At 58.4% G+C, this 19,206-nt stretch carries 17 protein-coding genes and 1 pseudogene; 10 read left to right on the top strand and 8 right to left on the bottom strand.

Annotated features, from left to right (window positions below; genetic code table 11):
• Positions 1-16 precede the first annotated feature (16 nt).
• From sctP to sctU, 3 genes are read right to left on the bottom strand one after another with little or no spacing between them, the layout of a single operon-like run.
• Complete coding sequence (gene sctP, locus RA167_RS15155) at positions 17-643, bottom strand: type III secretion system protein SctP (protein ID WP_076788710.1); 627 nt, start codon at positions 641-643, stop codon at positions 17-19.
• Between the two features lie 11 nt (positions 644-654).
• On the bottom strand, positions 655-2,739 hold the full coding sequence (sctV, locus tag RA167_RS15150) for a type III secretion system export apparatus subunit SctV (protein ID WP_076788458.1): 2,085 nt from the start codon (positions 2,737-2,739) through the stop codon (positions 655-657).
• A gap of 19 nt (positions 2,740-2,758) precedes the next feature.
• On the bottom strand, positions 2,759-3,841 hold the full coding sequence (gene sctU, locus RA167_RS15145) for a type III secretion system export apparatus subunit SctU (RefSeq protein ID WP_076788456.1): 1,083 nt from the start codon (positions 3,839-3,841) through the stop codon (positions 2,759-2,761).
• A 308-nt stretch (positions 3,842-4,149) separates the two neighbouring features.
• Between sctU and RA167_RS15140 the strand changes: the two genes are divergently transcribed.
• The 8 genes from RA167_RS15140 (at position 4,150) to sctT (ending at position 10,403) form a co-directional block, all read left to right on the top strand.
• Positions 4,150-4,701, top strand: coding sequence for an HrpB1 family type III secretion system apparatus protein (locus RA167_RS15140; protein ID WP_235090609.1), 552 nt, complete (start codon positions 4,150-4,152; stop codon positions 4,699-4,701).
• A gap of 26 nt (positions 4,702-4,727) precedes the next feature.
• Positions 4,728-5,114 carry a type III secretion protein SctI gene (locus tag RA167_RS15135; RefSeq protein WP_237574414.1) on the top strand — a complete coding sequence of 129 codons (387 nt, stop codon included), beginning with the start codon at positions 4,728-4,730 and terminating at the stop codon, positions 5,112-5,114.
• 3 nt (positions 5,115-5,117) lie between these two features.
• On the top strand, positions 5,118-5,915 hold the full coding sequence (sctJ, locus tag RA167_RS15130; protein WP_076788451.1) for a type III secretion system inner membrane ring lipoprotein SctJ: 798 nt from the start codon (positions 5,118-5,120) through the stop codon (positions 5,913-5,915).
• A gap of 5 nt (positions 5,916-5,920) precedes the next feature.
• A complete protein-coding gene (locus tag RA167_RS15125; RefSeq protein WP_076788450.1) occupies positions 5,921-6,628 on the top strand; it encodes a type III secretion protein HrpB4 in 708 nt (235 codons plus the stop codon).
• Positions 6,613-7,686 carry a type III secretion system stator protein SctL gene (sctL, locus tag RA167_RS15120; protein ID WP_076788449.1) on the top strand — a complete coding sequence of 358 codons (1,074 nt, stop codon included), beginning with the start codon at positions 6,613-6,615 and terminating at the stop codon, positions 7,684-7,686. The genes RA167_RS15125 and sctL overlap by 16 nt, the downstream gene beginning before the upstream one ends.
• Positions 7,683-9,062: a type III secretion system ATPase SctN gene (sctN, locus tag RA167_RS15115; RefSeq protein ID WP_076788448.1), complete on the top strand. Its 1,380-nt coding sequence runs from the start codon at positions 7,683-7,685 to the stop codon at positions 9,060-9,062. The genes sctL and sctN overlap by 4 nt, the downstream gene beginning before the upstream one ends.
• Before the next feature lie 82 nt (positions 9,063-9,144).
• Positions 9,145-9,594 carry a type III secretion protein SctO gene (locus RA167_RS15110; protein ID WP_237574413.1) on the top strand — a complete coding sequence of 150 codons (450 nt, stop codon included), beginning with the start codon at positions 9,145-9,147 and terminating at the stop codon, positions 9,592-9,594.
• Positions 9,591-10,403, top strand: coding sequence for a type III secretion system export apparatus subunit SctT (gene sctT / locus RA167_RS15105; protein ID WP_076788445.1), 813 nt, complete (start codon positions 9,591-9,593; stop codon positions 10,401-10,403). The genes RA167_RS15110 and sctT overlap by 4 nt, the downstream gene beginning before the upstream one ends.
• Before the next feature lie 199 nt (positions 10,404-10,602).
• On the opposite strand, the gene RA167_RS15100 is transcribed toward sctT, so the two are convergent.
• A complete protein-coding gene (locus RA167_RS15100; protein WP_076788444.1) occupies positions 10,603-11,325 on the bottom strand; it encodes a DUF3455 domain-containing protein in 723 nt (240 codons plus the stop codon).
• A gap of 334 nt (positions 11,326-11,659) precedes the next feature.
• Between RA167_RS15100 and RA167_RS15095 the strand changes: the two genes are divergently transcribed.
• Both RA167_RS15095 and sctC read left to right on the top strand, forming a co-directional pair.
• Positions 11,660-13,114, top strand: a complete 1,455-nt coding sequence (locus RA167_RS15095) for a helix-turn-helix transcriptional regulator (protein WP_076788443.1) — start codon at positions 11,660-11,662, stop codon at positions 13,112-13,114.
• A gap of 84 nt (positions 13,115-13,198) precedes the next feature.
• On the top strand, positions 13,199-15,109 hold the full coding sequence (gene sctC / locus RA167_RS15090; protein WP_370643044.1) for a type III secretion system outer membrane ring subunit SctC: 1,911 nt from the start codon (positions 13,199-13,201) through the stop codon (positions 15,107-15,109).
• On the opposite strand, the gene RA167_RS15085 is transcribed toward sctC, so the two are convergent.
• The 4 genes and pseudogenes from RA167_RS15085 to RA167_RS15070 all read right to left on the bottom strand — a co-directional run bounded on the left by RA167_RS15085 (position 15,086) and on the right by RA167_RS15070 (position 18,643).
• Positions 15,086-15,976, bottom strand: a complete 891-nt coding sequence (locus RA167_RS15085; RefSeq protein WP_076788440.1) for a response regulator transcription factor — start codon at positions 15,974-15,976, stop codon at positions 15,086-15,088. The two genes, sctC and RA167_RS15085, sit on opposite strands and share 24 nt — an antisense overlap.
• Positions 15,977-16,664: 688 nt before the next feature.
• Positions 16,665-17,470 (bottom strand): IS5 family transposase gene (locus RA167_RS15080; RefSeq protein WP_139337212.1). Its coding sequence is split into 2 segments (ribosomal slippage): positions 16,665-17,140 and positions 17,140-17,470, totalling 807 coding nucleotides; the frame shifts between segments, so codons are not numbered across the junction.
• A 295-nt stretch (positions 17,471-17,765) separates the two neighbouring features.
• Positions 17,766-17,855, bottom strand: a pseudogene (locus tag RA167_RS15075) (IS66 family transposase); the annotation flags it as partial.
• A 203-nt stretch (positions 17,856-18,058) separates the two neighbouring features.
• Positions 18,059-18,643 (bottom strand): HrpB1 family type III secretion system apparatus protein, encoded by a 585-nt coding sequence (locus tag RA167_RS15070; RefSeq protein ID WP_076788439.1) that lies wholly within the window; start codon positions 18,641-18,643, stop codon positions 18,059-18,061.
• Positions 18,644-19,206 lie beyond the last annotated feature (563 nt).

The raw sequence follows: 19,206 nt of genomic DNA, 5'->3' as shown, positions 1-19,206 counted from the left end.
CGGTGACCAAAGTCGGTCACCAGACCGTGAGCTGGATCTGGCGCGGCACGTCCCATGCTCGCATCAATGCGTCGAGTTCGCGTTCGAGCATTGGTGTATGAGTCAAGAGTAGTTGCTTGATATCGTCGTCGTCTGTGTCGAAGCGAAGTGATAGTGTCGAATACGAAAGCGTCAAATTGAGTGTCGTGTTTCGCAGCAGGCTGGCATCGAGCGGCAACTGCGCGTCCCAGGTCCCGGTCTCGTTAATCGAGCGGTCACCGCAGAAAGCAGCGATTTCCTGCGTGAGTTTGCAAACCAGGTCCATCACCTTATCTTGGGTTCGAAGGATTTTCGCTACGACAGGCTGTAGCGCTTTGCGTAGCCGTTTGTCCACCATGGACGATGCGTCTGCTGTGCCGTCTTCCGAGGATTGCGAATCATCGTCGCTCGTGTCGGCGTCTTGACCGGATGGATAGGTCAGCGCGAGTTTTGTACTGGCTATGCCATGATGTAAAACCGGCAAGGTGTCTTCATGCGTGTCGGCCGACCTGCCGCGGCGCGCGAGCGACGCATAGTCGGGCCGCGCACGGCGACCGTACACGGGAGCGGCGTGTTCACTGTCGCGAGCGATGATTCGTACCGGCCGGTGTCGAATGGATGTCATGGCGCGCAACCCTATGCCGTTACCCGCCCGAGCGGTTTCAGCTCGACGTGCTCGCCAAGTTCCTGATAGGAATAGACTGGCAGCCAGCTGATGCGATTCTCTACCATGCGCCGAACATAGCGTCGGATGTCCATCGACGTGACCAGCGCTACGCCGTCACGCTCGTCAGTACCCGCCAACGATTGGATCTTGTCTACCAGAAAGGTCACCTCGTCGGGGGCTAGCGCCAGATAGTTACCGGTGGGTGTCTGCTTGATCGCTTGACGAATGTGTTGCTCAACGGGCAGGTCGAGCAACACCGCCTGGAGCACGCCCGCACCTGCGGCAGCACGATGGGCGAGGAACCGCGCAAGGTCTCCCCGCACATACTCGGTGAGCATCAGCATGTCCTTTTCTTTCGTTCCCCATGCAAGCATGCTTTCTAGGATCGTCCTCATGTTGCGGATAGGTACTTGCTCTTCCAGCAGGCGCCGCAATACCTCGGCGATACGCTGAGGCGGTACAGCTTTCTGCACTTCAGCAACCAGCCCGGGATATTCGTTACCCTGCTGCTCGAGAATCCATTGAACTTCCTGGATGCCCAGGAACAGTGATGCGTGACGTCGCAGCAACGCAATCGCACCGTGAGCAATGACGTGCTCGGCGCGCCATACCTGGACCTTTGGAGGAACCGCTTTATCATCCACCCACCAAGTGGGGCCTGCGCCACCGTCTAGCCCGGCCCTAGGTTCGGCACGGGCGCGCAATGCAGCCAGCACTGCATCGGCCTGATTGGCGTCGAGATCGCCATTGCCTGGTGGTAACATGAACTTGCCGGGCGGTAGTTCGATTGTCACGTATGGCACGTCGTGTATCAGGATCTCAAAGTGTGACGCACGGATATTCTCGCCTACCCACATCGTGATACCCGGAAAAGGCAGGCCCAACTCCTCCTGGAGTTGGTTGCGCTCTGACGCAAATGACTGGTCCAGCGCGGCAGCGGACAGGCGTGGCATCAAATCGGGTGCGATTCTGACGCCCACTGCAGGCGTGAACTGTGGCGCACGTGGCAGGATGCCGCTTGCTTCCCCCTTGCTACCTGCGCGCTGCATCGAAGTGACCGGCTCGCTATGATGTTCGCCCGAAAGGGGGCGCTTATGGTTCAGCTTGTAACCGCAAAATGCCAGCATGGCGGAGAGCAGTAGGAACAGCGGGGCGGGAAAGCCCGGGACGGCGGCGAAGCCGAGCAACAAAATCGCTGCAAAAAAAAGCGCTCGCGTGCTTGAACTGAGTTGCCGACCCATCTCGCTGCCAAGCGACTGAGGATGCGCGTCGCGTTCGTCGGCTACCCGGGTGATCATGACGCCGGCAGCGACTGATAGAAGCAACGACGGAATCTGCGAGACCATCGCGTCGCCAACCGACAAGACCGAAAACCGATTGGCTGCTTCCCCGGCACTCATGCCATGGTATGCGACGCCCACGGCGATGCCGGCGATGATATTGATTCCGGTGATGATCAACCCGGCTATCGCGTCGCCCTTGACGAACTTCATGGCGCCATCCATGCCACCATGAAGCTGGCTTTCGATGGCCAGCGTTGCACGTTTGCGGCGTGCTTCGTCAGCGGTGAGCAGATTGGCTCGAAGATCGGCATCGATGCTCATCTGCTTTCCGGGCAGCGCGTCCAGCGTGAACCGGGCGCCGACCTCCGCTACCCGCTCCGACCCCTTGGCGATGACGATGAATTGAACCGTGGTGATGATGACAAAGACAACCAGGCCGACCACCAAGTTGCCTCCGACGACCAATTGCCCGAAAGCCTCGATAATATGTCCCGCGTCGGCATGCAACAGTATGGATTTTGTCGATGCGATATTCAACGACAAGCGATATAGTGTCGTGAACAACAGCAATGACGGGAACACCGATAGCGCTACGATGTCTGGTACGTACATGGTGATCATCAACAATGTGACGCTGATCGCGATGTTGCATGCCAGCAGTACATCGATCAAAAGAGTCGGAAGCGGCAGGATCATCAGCGAGATGATTGCCACCACGACGAGGGCGACGCCGATTTCGCCGGCGGCAGGCAGCTTCAGTGCTTTCGACATGACAGTATGGGGCTGGAACTCAGTGGGTCGAAGTGGCAGCGCCGCCAGAGTCCGTTTGCCTTGGGCCAAGGGAGTCGACCCAACGCAGAATGGCTGCAACTGCTTCGAACAGTGCTTCTGGAATAGGCTCGTCAATCTTCACGCGGTGCAGCGCGCGGGCGACTGGCGGATTGCCGATGATCGGCACGCGCGCCTGCGCGGCGTACCGTCTTAACTCGGCCGCGCTCTCATCGTGACCCTTTGCGATTACGACGGGCAGTGGACACTCTTCGGGTGCATAGCGAATTGCTACAGCATAATGAGTTGGATTGACGATGAGTGCGTTTGCAAGGCCGACGCGCAGCCTCGGTGGTGCTTCCTGTGCCCACTCCCGCGCGATGCGCTTGCGTTCGCCTTTGAGTTGGGGATCGCCTTCCTGCTGCTTGTACTCCCGCTTGATTTCATCCTTGCTCATGCGCATTTGCCGCGTGAAAAGAAATTTTTGCAGCTTGAAGTCGAGCGCCGCAATCACAATGAAGACCAGCGCGGCGGCGGAGAATAGCTTGAGCAGAACCGTCCAGAACAGTCTCGATAGTTCGGGAAGTGGCTGGTACAGCGAGGTGGCGATGAGCGGTATCAGCCCGCGAATCGTGTACCACATGACGCAGGCGACCAGCGCCGCCTTGAGCAGTGACTTGGCCATATCGACCACAGTACGAAGCGAGAAGATCCGTTTAATTCCGCTTGCAGGGTTGACCGCCGTGGGATTCGGAGTTACGGGTTTCGTGCTGATTTGGAAGCCCACTTGTGCGAACAGTGCTGCGAACGCGCAGAGCGCCGCCGCGGCCACGCATGGCACGATGATGGTCAACGATTGGCGACCGAGCTTGAATGCTGATGCGACCAGCATCGTATTGCTGCGGTCCGTTGTAACGAAGTCCAACGTCGTATGGATCAGCGCACGAAAGGCGTCGGTGAACATGCTGGCGGCAGCCACTAATACGGCGATGGATGCGCACATAACCGCAGCGTCGGCCAAGTCAGTGCTTTTTGCTACTTGACCGTCGCGTCGAGCGTCACGTAGTCGCTTTTCGGTCGGTTCTTCGGTTTTCTCGTCGCTCATGATGCACTCTCCGTCGATCCGGTCCCGGACCGGGGGCAGGCCGTTGGGCGAGGGCCCACACTAACAACATCTCGCTGAACCTGGTGTAAGAAGGCGAAGCGGGAACTTGACTATGCGAAGCAGCCGGCATGCTTCGCATGGACGACGTGTGCTTCGCGGCCGCTAATTGATTGTGGCGGCCGTTACGCTAATGTTGTCGCATCGGCATCGCGTATGAGGCGAGTTGGCGTCGTCGTACAAAAATAGAAGGAGCCTGCGATGGGATTTGTCTGGAGCCTTACACCATGAGCATTTCGTCACAGCAGTACATGAAGGCCGACAAGCTTATCGTCGGCGGACTGATCGAGGTCGTGTCGCTTTTTCTGCAGGTAAATTTTCAGGCTGCATCTGGCGATACTGAGGATGCGGAAATGGTTATTGACGCGTTGCGGGTCGTGCGCCCTAACGCTCCGGAGTTCGAAACGCTGGAAGGCATGTTATGGCTCTCTCGGGGACGATGGGATGACGCAGTACAGGCGCTGGAAGCGGTACTGCACGAGCGCCCTGGCTTCTTGTATGCAAAGGCATTACTTGCACTCGCGTTGTTTTATAGAGGCGATTCCGCATGGCAGGTGCTTGCCGACGAAATTGATGAATCGGACGCGGGCGAAGACAGCCGCAAGCTTGTGCGCGCCATGCGCGCCCGTGCTGATTTGCGTATGGCCATGGATGCGTATCGCAGGACAGGTAACTTTGTGCTACCCGAGTCTTGCGCAGAACAAATGCGGGAGATTGAGCAGCAAGGGACGGCGCCGGACAAAAGCGAACTGACCGATGCTGGTACTGCGTTTACCCCGCAGGCCAACTTTCTTCGACTGTAGTGTTTGATCCGATATGGAGCAGTGACATGACTCAGCCGCTTCAAATGGCAGGTATGGAGACCATTCTGGGCCGGGCTCAGGACGCTGACAAGGCGATGCTTTCACCGGAGGCGGTCAGTCGATTTCAGGCGTTGATGCAGCAAGCCGACGTCGCAGCACCTACCACCGAGCCGAGTGGTGATATGTCGGCGCTAAGCAAGATCGTCGGCACACACGATGTACAGATGGAGCAGGTGCTAAATGACGTCGATGCATTACAGCATAATATGGGAAGCTTATCTCCTGGTGAGACGGCAGCGGCATCAAACTTGGTGATGACCAGGATGGCGAGTCTTAATGTAGAGACCACCGTTGCGATGTCGTTCGCAACTTCGACAAAAGGTTCTATCGAAACATTGCTGAAGAATCAATAGCACATGTCGACGGGACAACAAACTATTATCATCCGAATCAGCCGGATGGTGCTGGCTCTGCTGGTGTGTGTCTCGTTATGGGGTTGCCATAAGGAGCTGTATAATAACCTGTCCGAACAGGACGTCAACGAAATGATGGTCGCTCTGCTGGAGCGCGGCGTAGACGCATCCAAGAGCACGCCAGATAACGGAAAAACGTGGTCGTTGAGCGTAGAAGAAGCAGAGATTGTGCGTGCGATGGAGGTGTTGCGTGCACGTGGATTGCCGCATGCCAAGTATGACGACCTCGGAAGCCTGTTTAAACGAGATGGGTTAGTTTCCACGCCGACTGAGGAGCGCGTGCGGTTCATATACGGACTGTCGCAGGAATTATCCAACACGTTGTCCAAAATCGATGGTGTTGTAGTCGCGCGGGTGCAAATCGTATTACCCAATAACGATCCACTTGCCTTGCAGACCAAGCCCTCGTCTGCATCGGTATTCATCAAGTACCGGCCGGATTCCGATGTGGCGGCATTGGTGCCACAGATTAAGACGCTGGTGGTACACAGTGTCGAGGGTCTGACCTATGAGGCGGTCAGCGTTACCGCGGTCCCGGCGGATCCACTGGATCTATCGCGTATGCCAAAGAAGCAGTCCTATATATTGCCCGTCGTGGTGGCGATACTGCTTTTGATACTGCTGCCGACAGCTTGGTGGCTGTTTCGCAATGACGCGAGCGATGGCCGTAAGCTGTTTGACCGCATAGCCGGGCTATTGCGCGGGCGAACGAAGCAGGATGGTGCGGCGTCGGCTCCGTAAGCGGGATGGTCGCGATGTCGCCTTTCGACCGTGCCGCTGCAGCGCTTCAAGCATACGACCGTAACGTACGCGACGCGATTTGCTGGGCGCACCCATCGTGGCTCGCCGGGGCACTGAGCATCGATGTCCGCGCAGCCGAAACGTTACGAGCCGCGTTGTCTAGCGGGCCGCGTACGCAGCTGGACAAAGCTTCCTTCATTCTATGTCGTGCCAGCGGCGTGCCGATGCCTAGCATGACCTCATTCCTTGCGCCAGGCGCGGCGATGTTGGATGCGCTTCCGCCCGAGCAGGGCTTGCGCATGCTCAGAGTGCGCGCGCTGTTGTTCCGTAGTGCGCAGATCCGTCACCTGATTGATAAGGGAAGCCGCATGCGCTTGGTTGACTGGACGGGTGTTCCTCTCGACTCGATTGTACAGGCATCTTCTGGCGCGCCCGACATTTCGACGTTTGAATTGGGTGGAACAATGCTGCCATTGGATGAAATAGACGCGCAGACATTGGCGCAGGAAGGCTACTTCCTGGTTATCCGGGATGAAGAGGGTGCTGCGGCCATGACCACACGCCGTACGCTTTTGCGGCTTGCGTTGCCACGTGATGCTGGTCCGTCGCGATGGTTCAATGGGCGCGTGGGCGGACTGGACAAGCAAGGAACGCGCAATATGATAACTCATTTGAGCGCGTGGCTACCGGAGTGGAAATGGCTATTTGGCTGAGGTCGCCGTATTGCTTGCCTGAGACACTCGTTGCTCGCGTTGGCGCCGGCAGCGACATCATTCCGGCGCAAGAGTTTGGCGCACTGATGACTATTGAGCAGGCCTATGCTCAGCTGGAAGCGGATCGGCGCGCGGCAATCGAGCGTGCAGAGAAAGAGGCTGCTTCATTGATCGACGCAGCGCACGAGGCTGCCCAACAGATACTCGATGATGCCAAGCGGGAGTATGAGACAGCGGCAAAGCGCGGATATCAGGAAGGGGAGCAGCGCGCGCTGTCCGAGTGGATGGAGCGGCTGGCGGAACTGGCCGACGGCGAGCGTCGAATGCAGGTCCGCATGCGTGAACGATTGGCGCAGATAGTGACTGTCGGTGTCGAACAGATCGTACAGGTTCAGCATAGCGACGCACTGTTCGAGCGTGCATTGGAGGTTGTCGACCGAATCGTCGAAGGCGCAGCATATGTGCGGGTGGTTGTCAGCGAGGTGGATCACGACAAGGCTTGTGTTGCGTTTGAGCGCTTGGCAGCGCGGTGGCGGGAAATGGGGCGCCCGTTTCCACTCACTGTCGTTGCGGACCGGCAATTGCCCGCCGGAAGCTGCATTTGCGAATCAGACTTTGGTTCGATAGATGCGAGCCTTGCTACTCAATTGCGGGCCATGCGTACCGCAATCACAAAAACCCTGAAACGTTCGTTGGTCGAGATGGAAGAAACCGGAAAGGGGACGGACCGTGTCGCGCAACCAGACGTCCGCCTGTCCGCCGACGGCGATGAAGATCAACTGGGCGACGATGTGTATGATGAAGGGGCAGGTGACGAAGAGATTTTGGATGGCTATCTTGTTGATGATACGGATGACGAAGAGGATGCCATGAATGTCGGCGAGGACGCCGCGGATGCAGAGGAGGAAGACACCGCGGATATCGGCGAGGATGCTACGGATGTTGAGGAATACGTCGCGGATGTCGATGAGGACGAAGGCGAGTTGGACGACGATGCGGACGTCGTGTCGGACGAATGGGGCCGATTCACTCGTGGGGAGTCGGAGCGCGCGCCATGAACCGTGCACACAACGTCGGCCGTACCGGTGACGCCGAATATGAGAAAGCGCTTGAGCTTGATGCGCATCGCCTGACCGATGCAATCGAGAAGGCCATTCTGTCGACCCAGGCGATCGCGCGCAACGGTAAGGTGCTGGAGGTCATCGGCACGCTTGTGAAGGTCGGCGGCTTAGATGTGACACTGGGCGAGCTATGCGAGTTGCGCGCGGCGGACGGCAGCTTGCTGCAGCATGCCGAGGTAATTGGTTTTACGCGCGACGTAGCATTATTGTCGCCGTTTTCGCGGTTGGAGAACATATCACGCTCGACCCGGGTGATCGGGCTTGGACGTCCGCTGTCGGTTCCCGTCGGCGATGTGTTGCTTGGCCGTGTGATTGACAGCCTGGGCCAGCCGATCGACGGGTTGGGCTCCATCGACGCAGACGAGGAGCGCCCGATCTTTGCGGATCCTCCCGATCCGATGAGTCGTCGTATGATCGAGTACCCGATGGCCACGGGCGTGCGTGTCGTGGATAGCATGATGACGCTCGCGGAGGGCCAACGCATGGGCATTTTCGCACCCGCTGGCGTCGGCAAGAGCACGCTGCTCGGTATGTTCGCGCGCGGTGCGCAATGCGACGTTACAGTCATTGCGCTGATCGGCGAACGGGGCCGCGAGGTGCGGGAATTCGTCGAGTTGATTCTCGGCAAGGAGGGCATGGCACGATCGGTGGTCGTCTGTGCAACATCGGATCGGTCCTCGATCGAGCGCGCGAAGGCGGCATATGTCGCCACTGCAATTGCCGAATATTTTCGCGATCGCGGTCAACGCGTGTTGTTGATGATGGATTCGCTGACGCGGTTTGCCCGTGCGCAACGCGAGATTGGACTGGCAGCGGGCGAGCCACCGGCGCGACGCGGTTTTCCGCCCTCTATTTTTGCTGAGCTGCCGCGGCTGCTGGAGCGTGCCGGCATGGGCGCGACCGGCTCGATTACGGCGCTATATACGGTATTGGCCGAGGACGAGAGCGGTAGTGACCCGATAGCGGAAGAAGTCCGGGGCATCCTGGATGGCCATATGATCCTGTCGCGCGAGATTGCAGCGAGGAACCAGTATCCGGCGATCGACGTGCTCGGAAGCTTGTCTCGCGTGATGTCGCAGGTGATGCCCCGAGAGTATGTGGACGCCGCCGCGCGCGTGCGCGAAATGCTCGCAAAGCACCGAGAAGTTGAGATGCTGCTGCAGATCGGTGAATACCAGCCCGGGGGGAATCCGCTTGCCGACGAGGCGATCGCCAAGATTGACGCAATCCGCGATTTCCTGAGCCAGCGCACCGACGAGCGGGCGGACCCCGACGATACACAGTCCCGCTTGTTTGATCTGGTAAGCAACTAGCGAGAGCGTCATGCGAGGCTCAGATCGCCGAATCACTGCATTGCGCCGGGCGGTGGCTCGCCGAAAGCGCATAGAAGACGAATTGCGCGAAATGCTCGCTCGGCAGCGCGACGAACAAGCGACGTTGCTCCATAGCTGTGAAGACAAAGGCACCCAGATCGAGCGGGAGCGGGACGTAGTGCGCGCCCATGAAGAGCGCATTGCCCAAATGATGACCGGCAGCAGTTGCTTTTCAATCGCTGAAATGCAGGCTTCGATGCGATATATGGATCTTGTGACGGATCGTATCCGAGTGCTGCAACGTGAGTTGGCTGCGCTCGAACAGCAATATCGGGAAAAGACCGATGAAATCTCCCGTACTGCACAGGCCATCGCGAGCAACCGTGGTCGGATCGATGTATGCGAGCGTCGCATTGGCGTGTTGCGCCGCAAACTTGATGAACTTGCGAGCGACATCGCTGACGAGGAAACTGAGGAAGCGGCGTTGGCACGAGCCAGAAACCATATACGATTAGGAACGGGGCGGAGATGAACAAACTATTGGAGATCTATGGCGAGTATCACGACGCGATACACGGCTATTTGGCAATGCTGACATTATGCTCAGAACGCGCCTTTATTTTATTCTTTATGTTTCCACCGACCGCCGACAGCGTTCTGCAAGGCGTTGCGCGCAATGGCGTTGTGCTATTGTTCAGTTCATTCATCGCTTACGGCCAGCCCGTGGCTTTCTTTGAATCAATGTCGAGCCTAAGATTTGTTGAAATCTTCGCACGTGAGGCCGTCATCGGACTTGCACTCGGCTTTTCGGCGTCGATCGTATTCTGGGTTGCGGAAAGTGCCGGGACGTACATTGACGATTTGACCGGCTACAACAATATCCAGATTACTAATCCGGCCCGCTCCGAACAGAATACACCTACTGGTACATTGCTGACACAGATCGCCACCGTGGCATTCTGGACCCTTGGCGGCATGCCTATCCTGCTCGGCGTGCTATACGACTCATACAACTGGTGGCCGATCACGTCTCGTACACCGATTGCCGAGAATATCCTCAAGAGCTTCGTATTGCATCAAACGGATACGTTGATGCAAATGACGGCAAAACTGGCTGCTCCGATCATGTTCATTCTTCTGCTGGTCGATTTGGCTTTTGGTTTCGTCGCCAAATCGGCGCAGAAGCTAGAAGTCATGCAACTGAGCCAACCCGTCAAAGGCGCATTGACCGTCCTGATCCTCGCGCTATTCGTCGGCATCTTTGTCGAGCAAGTCCGCGGTCAACTCGTGCTGGCAGGGCTGTCAGACTATATGCGGGAGTTGGTGCACGGACCGCGGTGAAAAAAGAGCCGGCCAGCGACAAATTCACAGTCGGCATTGATTCTGCCGCTGGTGTGCGGCGATCAGCACCGCCATCACATCGCCATCACGCACAGCGCGACAGTGACATGAATATGCATACGTACTATGCATCCGAACGGCAAAGCCAACCGGCCGTTCGTCATGGTCGAGACAAACGCAAGCGTGCCTCAGCGGCAAACTATTTCACCCCACACGCAGGCATCTCAGACTTGCAATTCGCCTCCACTGCCTGCTGGGAGACATCGGTCGTGCCATCACCCGGCGTGACGGGCTGCCCGCGCCGATAAAACAGATAAGTAGCCGAGTACGGTACATAAAGCGCCGTGCGTTCAACCGAGCAGACGGGATCGGGAGGCAGTCCTCCAGACGTTTGCACGCGCTGTATCGACGTGATGTTGGCGAACCTGCCGGCTTCTCCGGGTTCCGCGGAGGAATGGACGGCGGTCAACCGTTGCCACGGCAGCGTCGACGCACTGATTATTTCCTGCGCAAGCAACCTTGTCACGACGTAGCTGCCGTCGGTTGCTATGAAATATCCGCCTGGTGATATAACTCCGGCGCTGTGGCGCGACGCATCAACCAGTGTCGCCAGCGTTCCGGTGGCATGCCAACTCAGTTGGTTACCGTTGCGTTGGCACACATACGTTTCATTCCCGTGTACGCGGAATACTTCCTGCAGTACTTCGACTGGCTTGGCTTGGAGCGAAGCGGGCAGTGTGCTGTTCGACGGCGGCACATCGGGCGCCGCACAAGCCGCCAGCCCTAGCGCGCAAGCGCCCGACACCAGTATGACGGCGCGTTGGCCATGCGCGGGCGGCCGGCGCGCCGGCCCGCCGTCGTTGCCGCTTGACGGGACTCGATGTGCCCGCGCCCAGTTTAGAAGATAGGTAAGAGAATTCACCGTGCGGCATCCGTCAAGATCGGCTGGAAAGAACCGAAGTACAACGCTATCGGGCCGCGGCCGCTTGACGGCATGCGAAACGATGAATGACCAGGCGTAGTAATGGGCTGCTGTCTACATCCCACCAGCGGCGGTTCCGATATGCTCTGTGCCGGTGTCGCGTTCCTAATTGCGCGGAAGAATTTCAACAGTCCTCAAAATATCGCAGTTTGGTCAGATTTGTTGAAAATGTTGCAGGATGGTTCGACTAGATTCCGATATGTCAGACCCGCAAGGGCGCTTGTAATGACGTCGTGCGTCAGGCCATGAGGCGCGCGCATATTGGAGTCTCACGATGCTCATAACACCGTATTTCCCGTTGGCTGCAGCCCTGTCGTCGAAAGACGTGCCAGCCGAATTCATGAACAAGTTGGTCGAAGCGAATCTCACCGCCGCAGGTGGCCAGGCAAGCCGGTGGGGCGAGGATGAGCGCGAGGACCAACAGGTCGCCGGGCTGCTGCAACTGCACGCCGATATGCAAATGACGCTGGGTATCGATGACGAGGCAGAAACGTCGTATCGGCGCGCGCAGCGCGCGGTGCGAGAGTGTGCTCATGCAGTCCGGGCCGCCTCTTGTCGCAATGCCGGCTGGCAGGCGCTGTTCCGCTGCAGGCTGGCGACGGCGCTGTCTTGCTTTGTCCGCCTGGTCGACGACGCGGAGCTGGGTCCGTTGCAGCGCCTGGAGGCTCAGTTCGGTCTGGTGTGCACATTGCACGAACTCGGGCAGGGCCGCTTCCTGCGCGATGCGATCAAGCAGTTGATCGAGCTTACCGAGGAGGCGCCGCCCGAGGTGGCGGAACGCTGGCAGGAGGTTGTGCTGACGCTGCGTCTGGATATCGCGGTGCAGCGCGAGTTGAGATTATCGTCCCAGCTTGGTGACCACGCCTACTGGCTGTCTGGTGCTGGTGACGAACGATCGCTTGGCAGCCGTGACTCCGGTGCGTTGATCGAAGCTTTGGAGACCGATGCGCAGCGTGTCCAGATGCCGTTGCTTAAGCAACGAATCATATACTTGCGTCATTTGCGGCTGTTGTCGCACGGCGTGCGCGACGCAATGATGAACATCCAGCAACACTTGGACTGGGCGTCGCGTAACGGATTGTCCGAGTATGGGCGATCAACTCGGATCGAGATCGGATTGGCGGCGTTGCACGCAGGCGCGCCCCAGCTGGCCGAGTCGGTGGTGGAGTCGCTGAACCGCGTCGATTACGTTTCCAGTACCGGACGCCGGCAAATCGACTATCTCTATTGCCTTGCCAAGATCAGGCAAAGCCAGGGTAAGGTCAACGAGTCGATGCAGTACTACACGCGCTATGCGGTTGTCTCAACGCAATGCCTGCGGGATGACTCCCAGGCGTTGGTGTCGTTCTCCAGCCGTGCGACGCCCCAGACGGGCCAGCTGGACGACATCAGCGCGCGGCTGCCGGCCAAGTACCGGCGAGCGTACCGATACATGCAGGAGAACCTGAATCGGCATGACCTATCGGTGCGCGAGATCGCCGCGGAGGTTGGCGTGACCGAACGGGCCTTGCAAAGTGCTTTCAAGAACTTCCTCGGATTGTCTCCAACCGAATTGATTCGACGCCAGCGCATGGAGCGCATCCGGGCGGAGCTGTTGAGTGACTCGCTGGAGAGTGAACGCAGCGTGCTGCGCATCGCGAACAAGTGGGGCGTGCAGAACCGGTCGACGTTGGTGAGCGGGTATCGGAAAGAATTTCAGGAAGCGCCGTCGGAGACGCTCGACCGGTAGACGAATACCCGTTAATCGTCTTGCGTGTCCGACCGTTGGTGAAGGATCCATGCAACCTTGACAACGCGTAAATCGATGACAACAATGAACTGGATGCAGTCAACTCGGGGTGTGGTTTCAGCAGGCGCGGGCACAATGCGCAAGAAGCTGGTCTGTGCGGCATGCATTGCATCGCTTGCTTTGGCCGCCACGCCGGTCTTCGCCGATGACATACCGATACGCTGGCATAGCCGAATGGTCCATGTGTCCGTAGAGGGCAAGGATATCAAGGATGTCCTGCGAGACTTGGCGTCCAGCCAGGGTGTGCCCGCGACGATATCCGGCGATGTTCACGGTAAGGTCACGGGCCGTTTCGACATGCCACCGCAACGATTCCTCGAGACCTTGGCATCGACCTTTGGCTTCGTCTGGTTCTACGACGGAACGGTGTTGTCAATCAGCGATTCGAGCGGCGTGACACGGCAGGTCGTCCAGTTGCAGCACGCAACCATCGACGACTTGAAGGCGGCACTCGACAGACTGCGGATCACCAATCCGGCCTTTCCGTTGTCCTACGACGATACCCGCAATACGGTACTCGTTAACGGGCCGCCGCAGTACGTCCAGCTGATCGCCGAGGTTGCGCGGCGAGTCGACGCGGCCGTGGCCCGGCAAGCCGGTTCGCAGGTACGCGTTTTTTCACTCAAGCACGCCTGGGCCGCTGACCATAATGTGGACGTCGACGGACAGCGCTATGTTGTTGCTGGCGTAGCCAGTGTGTTGTCAGCGCTATACCACCCTGAGAGCAAGGCGGCGCTGGGCGGATCGGAAAACGGCTCGCAGAGCGGCTTCGCGAAGGCTTACATGCGGCGTGTCGATCCAATGGCCGACGCTGGCGGCAATCTTGGCGGTACGGCAGCCGGCGGCGGACCGAACGGTTCCACGGTGTTGATGCCGCCCTTGCCGGATAACATGCCCGCGGGTACTGTGTCGCCAGGACTGGCTGGGCTGCTGGGCGGGATCGGCTCAGGTGGCCGTACCATGGGCGGGAGCATGGCCGGGCTGCCGGGGCAAGGCGCAGGCGATTATGGCGGCGGCGCCGCACGCTACACGGCTGGCTTCTCCGGTGATTTGGGGCCGGCCGCCGATACCGCGTCACTGCCCGTCATCCAGGCGGACGAACGCACCAATTCGGTGCTGATCCGCGATTTACCGGAGCGCCTGGCACAATACCAGTCGCTGATTGATGCGCTTGATGTCAAACCACGGCTGGTGGAAATCGAGGCTCACATCATCGAAGTCGACGATGACGCGCTCAAGCAGATTGGGGTGGACTGGCGGGCACACAACAGTCATATCGATTTGCAGACCGGCAATGGTTTGCACAGTCCCTCGTCATACGACGGTACCCTCAATCCTACATTTACGTCCAAAAGCAGCGACGGCACGACCGTTATTAGTACCGCGCCTCTTGGCGCGTCTCTGACGGCTGTGCTGGGTAATGCCGGACGCTACCTGCTGGCGCGGGTGGACGCGCTGCAGAGTGCCAATCTCGCGCGTATCGACGCAAGCCCGAAGGTCGCGACATTGAGCAACGCGGAAGCCGTCATGGATCACAAGACACGCTTCTTCGTGCGCGTGGCCGGTTACACGTCGGCAGACTTGTACAGTGTGTCAACGGGCGTGTCATTGCGTGTTCGGCCCCTGGTCGTGGAAGAGGATGGGCGCACGCAGATCAAGCTGGAAGTTCACATCGAGGACGGGCAAGTGACTAATCAGTTGGTAGATAATATCCCTGTTGTCACGACTAGTACGATCAATACCGAAGCGTTTGTAGGGCAGAATGAAAGCTTGCTGATAGCGGGATACCGAACAGACTCCTCGTCCAATCTCGAAACGGGGATACCGCTGTTGTCCAAGATTCCGCTGATCGGCGGCTTGTTCAGATATCGTAGTGACCAACGCAGTCATATGGAAAGAATCTTCCTGTTGTCACCGCGCATCATTGAGTTCTAGGATCGGTGCTACGGACGCCGGGCACTGCCATTCGTGCCTGGCGTCGAGCACGCATTCCACCGTCGGATTGACGTCGTCGTGGCGACGTAAAACCTTTTCGTCGCCGAGCGACCTGTGGGCCGTGGCAAGCGGAGTCTCGAGGGGGCTGTCCATCATCGCCGACGTCGCGGTATCGGCCTCAGTGGCTTCGACCCGATAGCCATGTGCATACATGGTGCGCAGACGCAGGCCATGCGTGCCATGTAGTTCCAGCTTTTTGCGCAGCTTGTAAATATGCTGCTCCAATGTTCGGCCTACGATGTCCTCGGAACTGCTCCACACCGCACCAGCGATTTGCCGACGGCTGACATATTCCCCGTAGTGTGAAAATAGCAGCCAGGCAATCGCGAACTCTCGCGGCGTCAGCCGCACCGCATCGCCGTTGACGCGGACAATGCACGTATTCGGATCGAGACGATAAGGGCCGCACTCGATCACGCCGGCATGGTCTGTACGACGGGTGACATTGAAGCGTCGGATCGCCAGATGCACCCGCAGCAACAATTCTCGTGGATCGATGGGTGTGAGCACAACATCATCCGCGCCGGCATCCAGCACGTGCACGATACTCGCCCGGTCCTCGAGGGCCCCGATGACGATCAAGGGCGCGCGACGGTCCGCATAGCAGGCCCGGCGCGCGAGGAATGGCCGCAAAGGGTGAATTCCAATGGCTGAATCGACCAGGATGGCTTGAAATTCCTCACGATAGACTGCACGGGCGAGCGCCACATCGTCGACGAACTGCTGGCATGGCTCGTCGTCGGCCTTGAAGCACGCTTCGATAAACTGAAATAAAACTCTATTTCCGGTAAGAATGGCAATTCCCATTTCTTCTCCAGTAGATTCTTAATTGAACCGCTTTTCGCGACTGGCGCTATGTCAGGGAGCGGACAGGGATGCGACATTCCAACTGTACGGCAATACGAGTGCCAACTATGTAACGCGTTGTTTCAAACAAGCGAACGCGCATTGCTTTATCCGCAGCGTAGGTGAGTTGTCGATAGCACTGTCCAATATTTGTCTTGTGAGCCAGGATCAGATTTTTGAGATTTGTAGACTCGGCGCGACTGTTTGTATTATCGGATACCGCTGTGCAGAGCGTCTCCGAGTCCATGCAGCCGGTAAGCCCAGCGTAGCGGTAGTGTGGTGGCTGCTACAGCGGATGGCTGTTTTACGGGTAGCCTGCGCTAAATTGATGTGTATGGATTTTGAAAGGGAATTGTGATATTTCAGTAAGCGATATATTGCTGGTACCTTAAATCTGCCACTTACCGCAGGTACGCGTCGGCATAGGTATTGCACTATTGGAACCATTATTCTTTATTGCGACACCTGGAAAGCTGATATTCTGATATTGAAATAGTACAAGCTAATTTGCTTTGTGCTCATACTGCGTAAAGCGGCGTCATATTGACGTGCCCTGTCGTCGACAAGAATGGATTACTTGCGAGGCACGGCCGCGGACTCAGGGCGCTGGGTTCGCGTCATCGTGCCAGCAAGAATAGATTAAGAGTCGCTAACACAAGTCGTCCACGAAGCGCGAACAGATCACGGCAGCGGCCAAGCAGAGCAAGGCGATATGAATGTCCAGACGCCGCTCGAAGCGGACGCGCAGCTTACCAAAACCGGCAAACCAGGCGTGCGTGCGCTCGACTACCCAGCGATGCCGTCCAAGCCGCTCGTGCTTTTCTACGCCGCGCCGGGCGATACGTGCAGTGATTGCGCGTTGTTTCAAATAGCGCCGGCAGCGGACAAAGTCGTAGCCCTTGTCCGCATGCAGTTTGCCCGGGCGTTTGCGCGGCGAACCGCTCAAGCCCGGCACGGCTGGGAGGGTATCGAGGGTGCGCTCGAAGGCCATCGAATCATGCCGGTTGGCACCCGTGACTGTGATCGCCAAGGGAACGCCTCGGGCATCTACGACCAGATGCCTTTTGCTCCCGAGTTTGCCCCGGTCCGTCGGGTTGGGGCCGGTTTCCTGGCCCCCCGGGGGCTGGCAATGCTGGCCGCATCCAGGCTCGCTCGCTCCCAATCAATCTGGTCATGTTCACGCAACCGGCAAAGCATCGCCAGATGCAGCCTGCTCCACACGCCTGCGGCCTGCCAGTCGCGCAATCGGCGCCAGCATGTCATGCCGCTGCCAAAGCCGAGCTCCTGCGGCAAGTCTTCCCATGGAACGCCTGTATGCAGGACATACAGAATACCGTTCAATGCCGCCCGGTCGTCAACAGTGCGCCGACGCCCGCCTTTAGGTGAGGGCGTGAACGCTGGAATCAACGGCTCCAGCACCGCCCATAATTCATTGCTGATTTTGCGTCTTGCCATGACCTTAGAATACGCGCCTTACGGCCTGACGTCCAGGTTGCGTTAGCGACTCTAAGCCGACTGGCGTAACGGGTAGATTGGCCGAAGGACGATAACAGAGACGCTGGTGTAACCTGACCGACCGAAGCGGAGTTGGAGTTGTATGACCGGCCTATTCTAGTTACTAGCCCAGCCCAGCCCAGCCCAGCCCAGCTCAGCCCAGCTCAGCCCAGCTCAGCCCAGCTCAGCCCAGCTCAGCCCAGCTCAGCCCAGCTCAGCCCAGCTCAGCCCAGCTCAGCATCCGTCTCGGATGTAGTCGGCGGCCAATGGCCACTCCGCGCAGGGCACGCTCGGCAGGTAGGTTGTCGATCTCAAGCCGCCTATCATCGCAATAGTGTGTCAGCGCCTAGGCGGGCGGCAGGTCGGCACGATATGCTGATTGTGCCCGGCGGAGCGCCGATGCGGATGCCGCACTATCGTCGTAGCACCGGTGTGACCCCGGCTCGCGCGTTTCTGCGCCGTTTGCATGTCAATCCGTCCGACTGTCGCCGGTTCTCATCGGGGTCGTGACGGTGCGGCGGTGCGCCTCGCTAGTACGGTAACCGGTATTCAGCGTGCACACGCCACCGCATGCTCGATTTGTGCGCGCATATGCTCGTGAGCGTCGCTGTCCACGCCCGAGGTGTTGCCCCCCGGGCGCATATTGAGCCGAAGAAAGGTGGCGACCACGGACAGGGCGACTGGATTGCCGTCTTCTAACACCAGCTCGACATAGCGCCGCCATTCAGTGTCCCGCAGGTGATAAAGGCAACACGCGATCAGGGCAGCACAGGCCGCGCCGCCTTGATGCCGTGCCTCTATCGACTTGAGCACGCGCAGCGCACCGATCCAGTCCGACTGCCGCACACGCAGATTCGCTTCGCTGAAGTCGACGTGGGTTGACGATGGCTTGAGCACGCGCAACGCCAGCAGTAGGTCGTCGAGATCTTCGGATGGCACACTGGCCATGCCCAAGGCGAAGAGCCGCAGCAGCGCGCCAACTGTCTTGTCGCTGCAGTTTAGGTAGGAGGCGCGGCGAACGGACGATAGCGCATTCATGACGATGTCGCAGTGTGTTATCAGACTTGACGTGTCGCCGATCACGTGCCGACGACCCTGTCGATGGTATGTCGACAGACGCAACGCACCGGCCATACGTGCGAACTCATGGATGGATATCGGAAATAGATGCTCGAGCCAGGCCGACTCCGCGTCTGGCTGCGTGCGTAACGGATTGCATGTGGTTGGGTTGCCTGATCGTCGAGCGTTTCGTGCTGATAGGCGTGTGGTTTGATCACCGCGGGCCATCCGTTGTCTTATACCTTCGTTGCTTAACCCTATATCGTATTGTGCTTCTGAATATTTATAAGAAATACTAATGAAATGGATTTAATAAGGATAACGATTTATTGGGAGAGTGGGTAAGACTTGGATCATGGCGTGGCTTCAGCGGTGACGCGTCATCCGGTGATTGCGCGTCAGGAACGAGCGTAGGCCGTTGCGCGGTTCGTTGACTGGGTCGACGGCTTCGCATAACCGCCATGGTGGTCCGCGATTGTCGAATAAGCTTCTGCTCCTCGACACTGTCATCGTGGTGCGTTTGCATTCTTTGCCTGCAGCCGATTTTCAACTGCATCGTCAGCGCGGAGCGCGAATGTACTAACGCGTGGCCCGACCGCCGCGACCACGCGGCTTTCGCGTAGCTGCGCCTTCCTGCG

Source organism: Mycetohabitans endofungorum (assembly GCF_037477895.1).
Classification (GTDB): Bacteria; Pseudomonadota; Gammaproteobacteria; order Burkholderiales; family Burkholderiaceae; genus Mycetohabitans.
The sequence above is the reverse complement of the archived record's forward strand: the minus strand, read 5'-3'. Positions and strand labels throughout refer to the sequence as shown.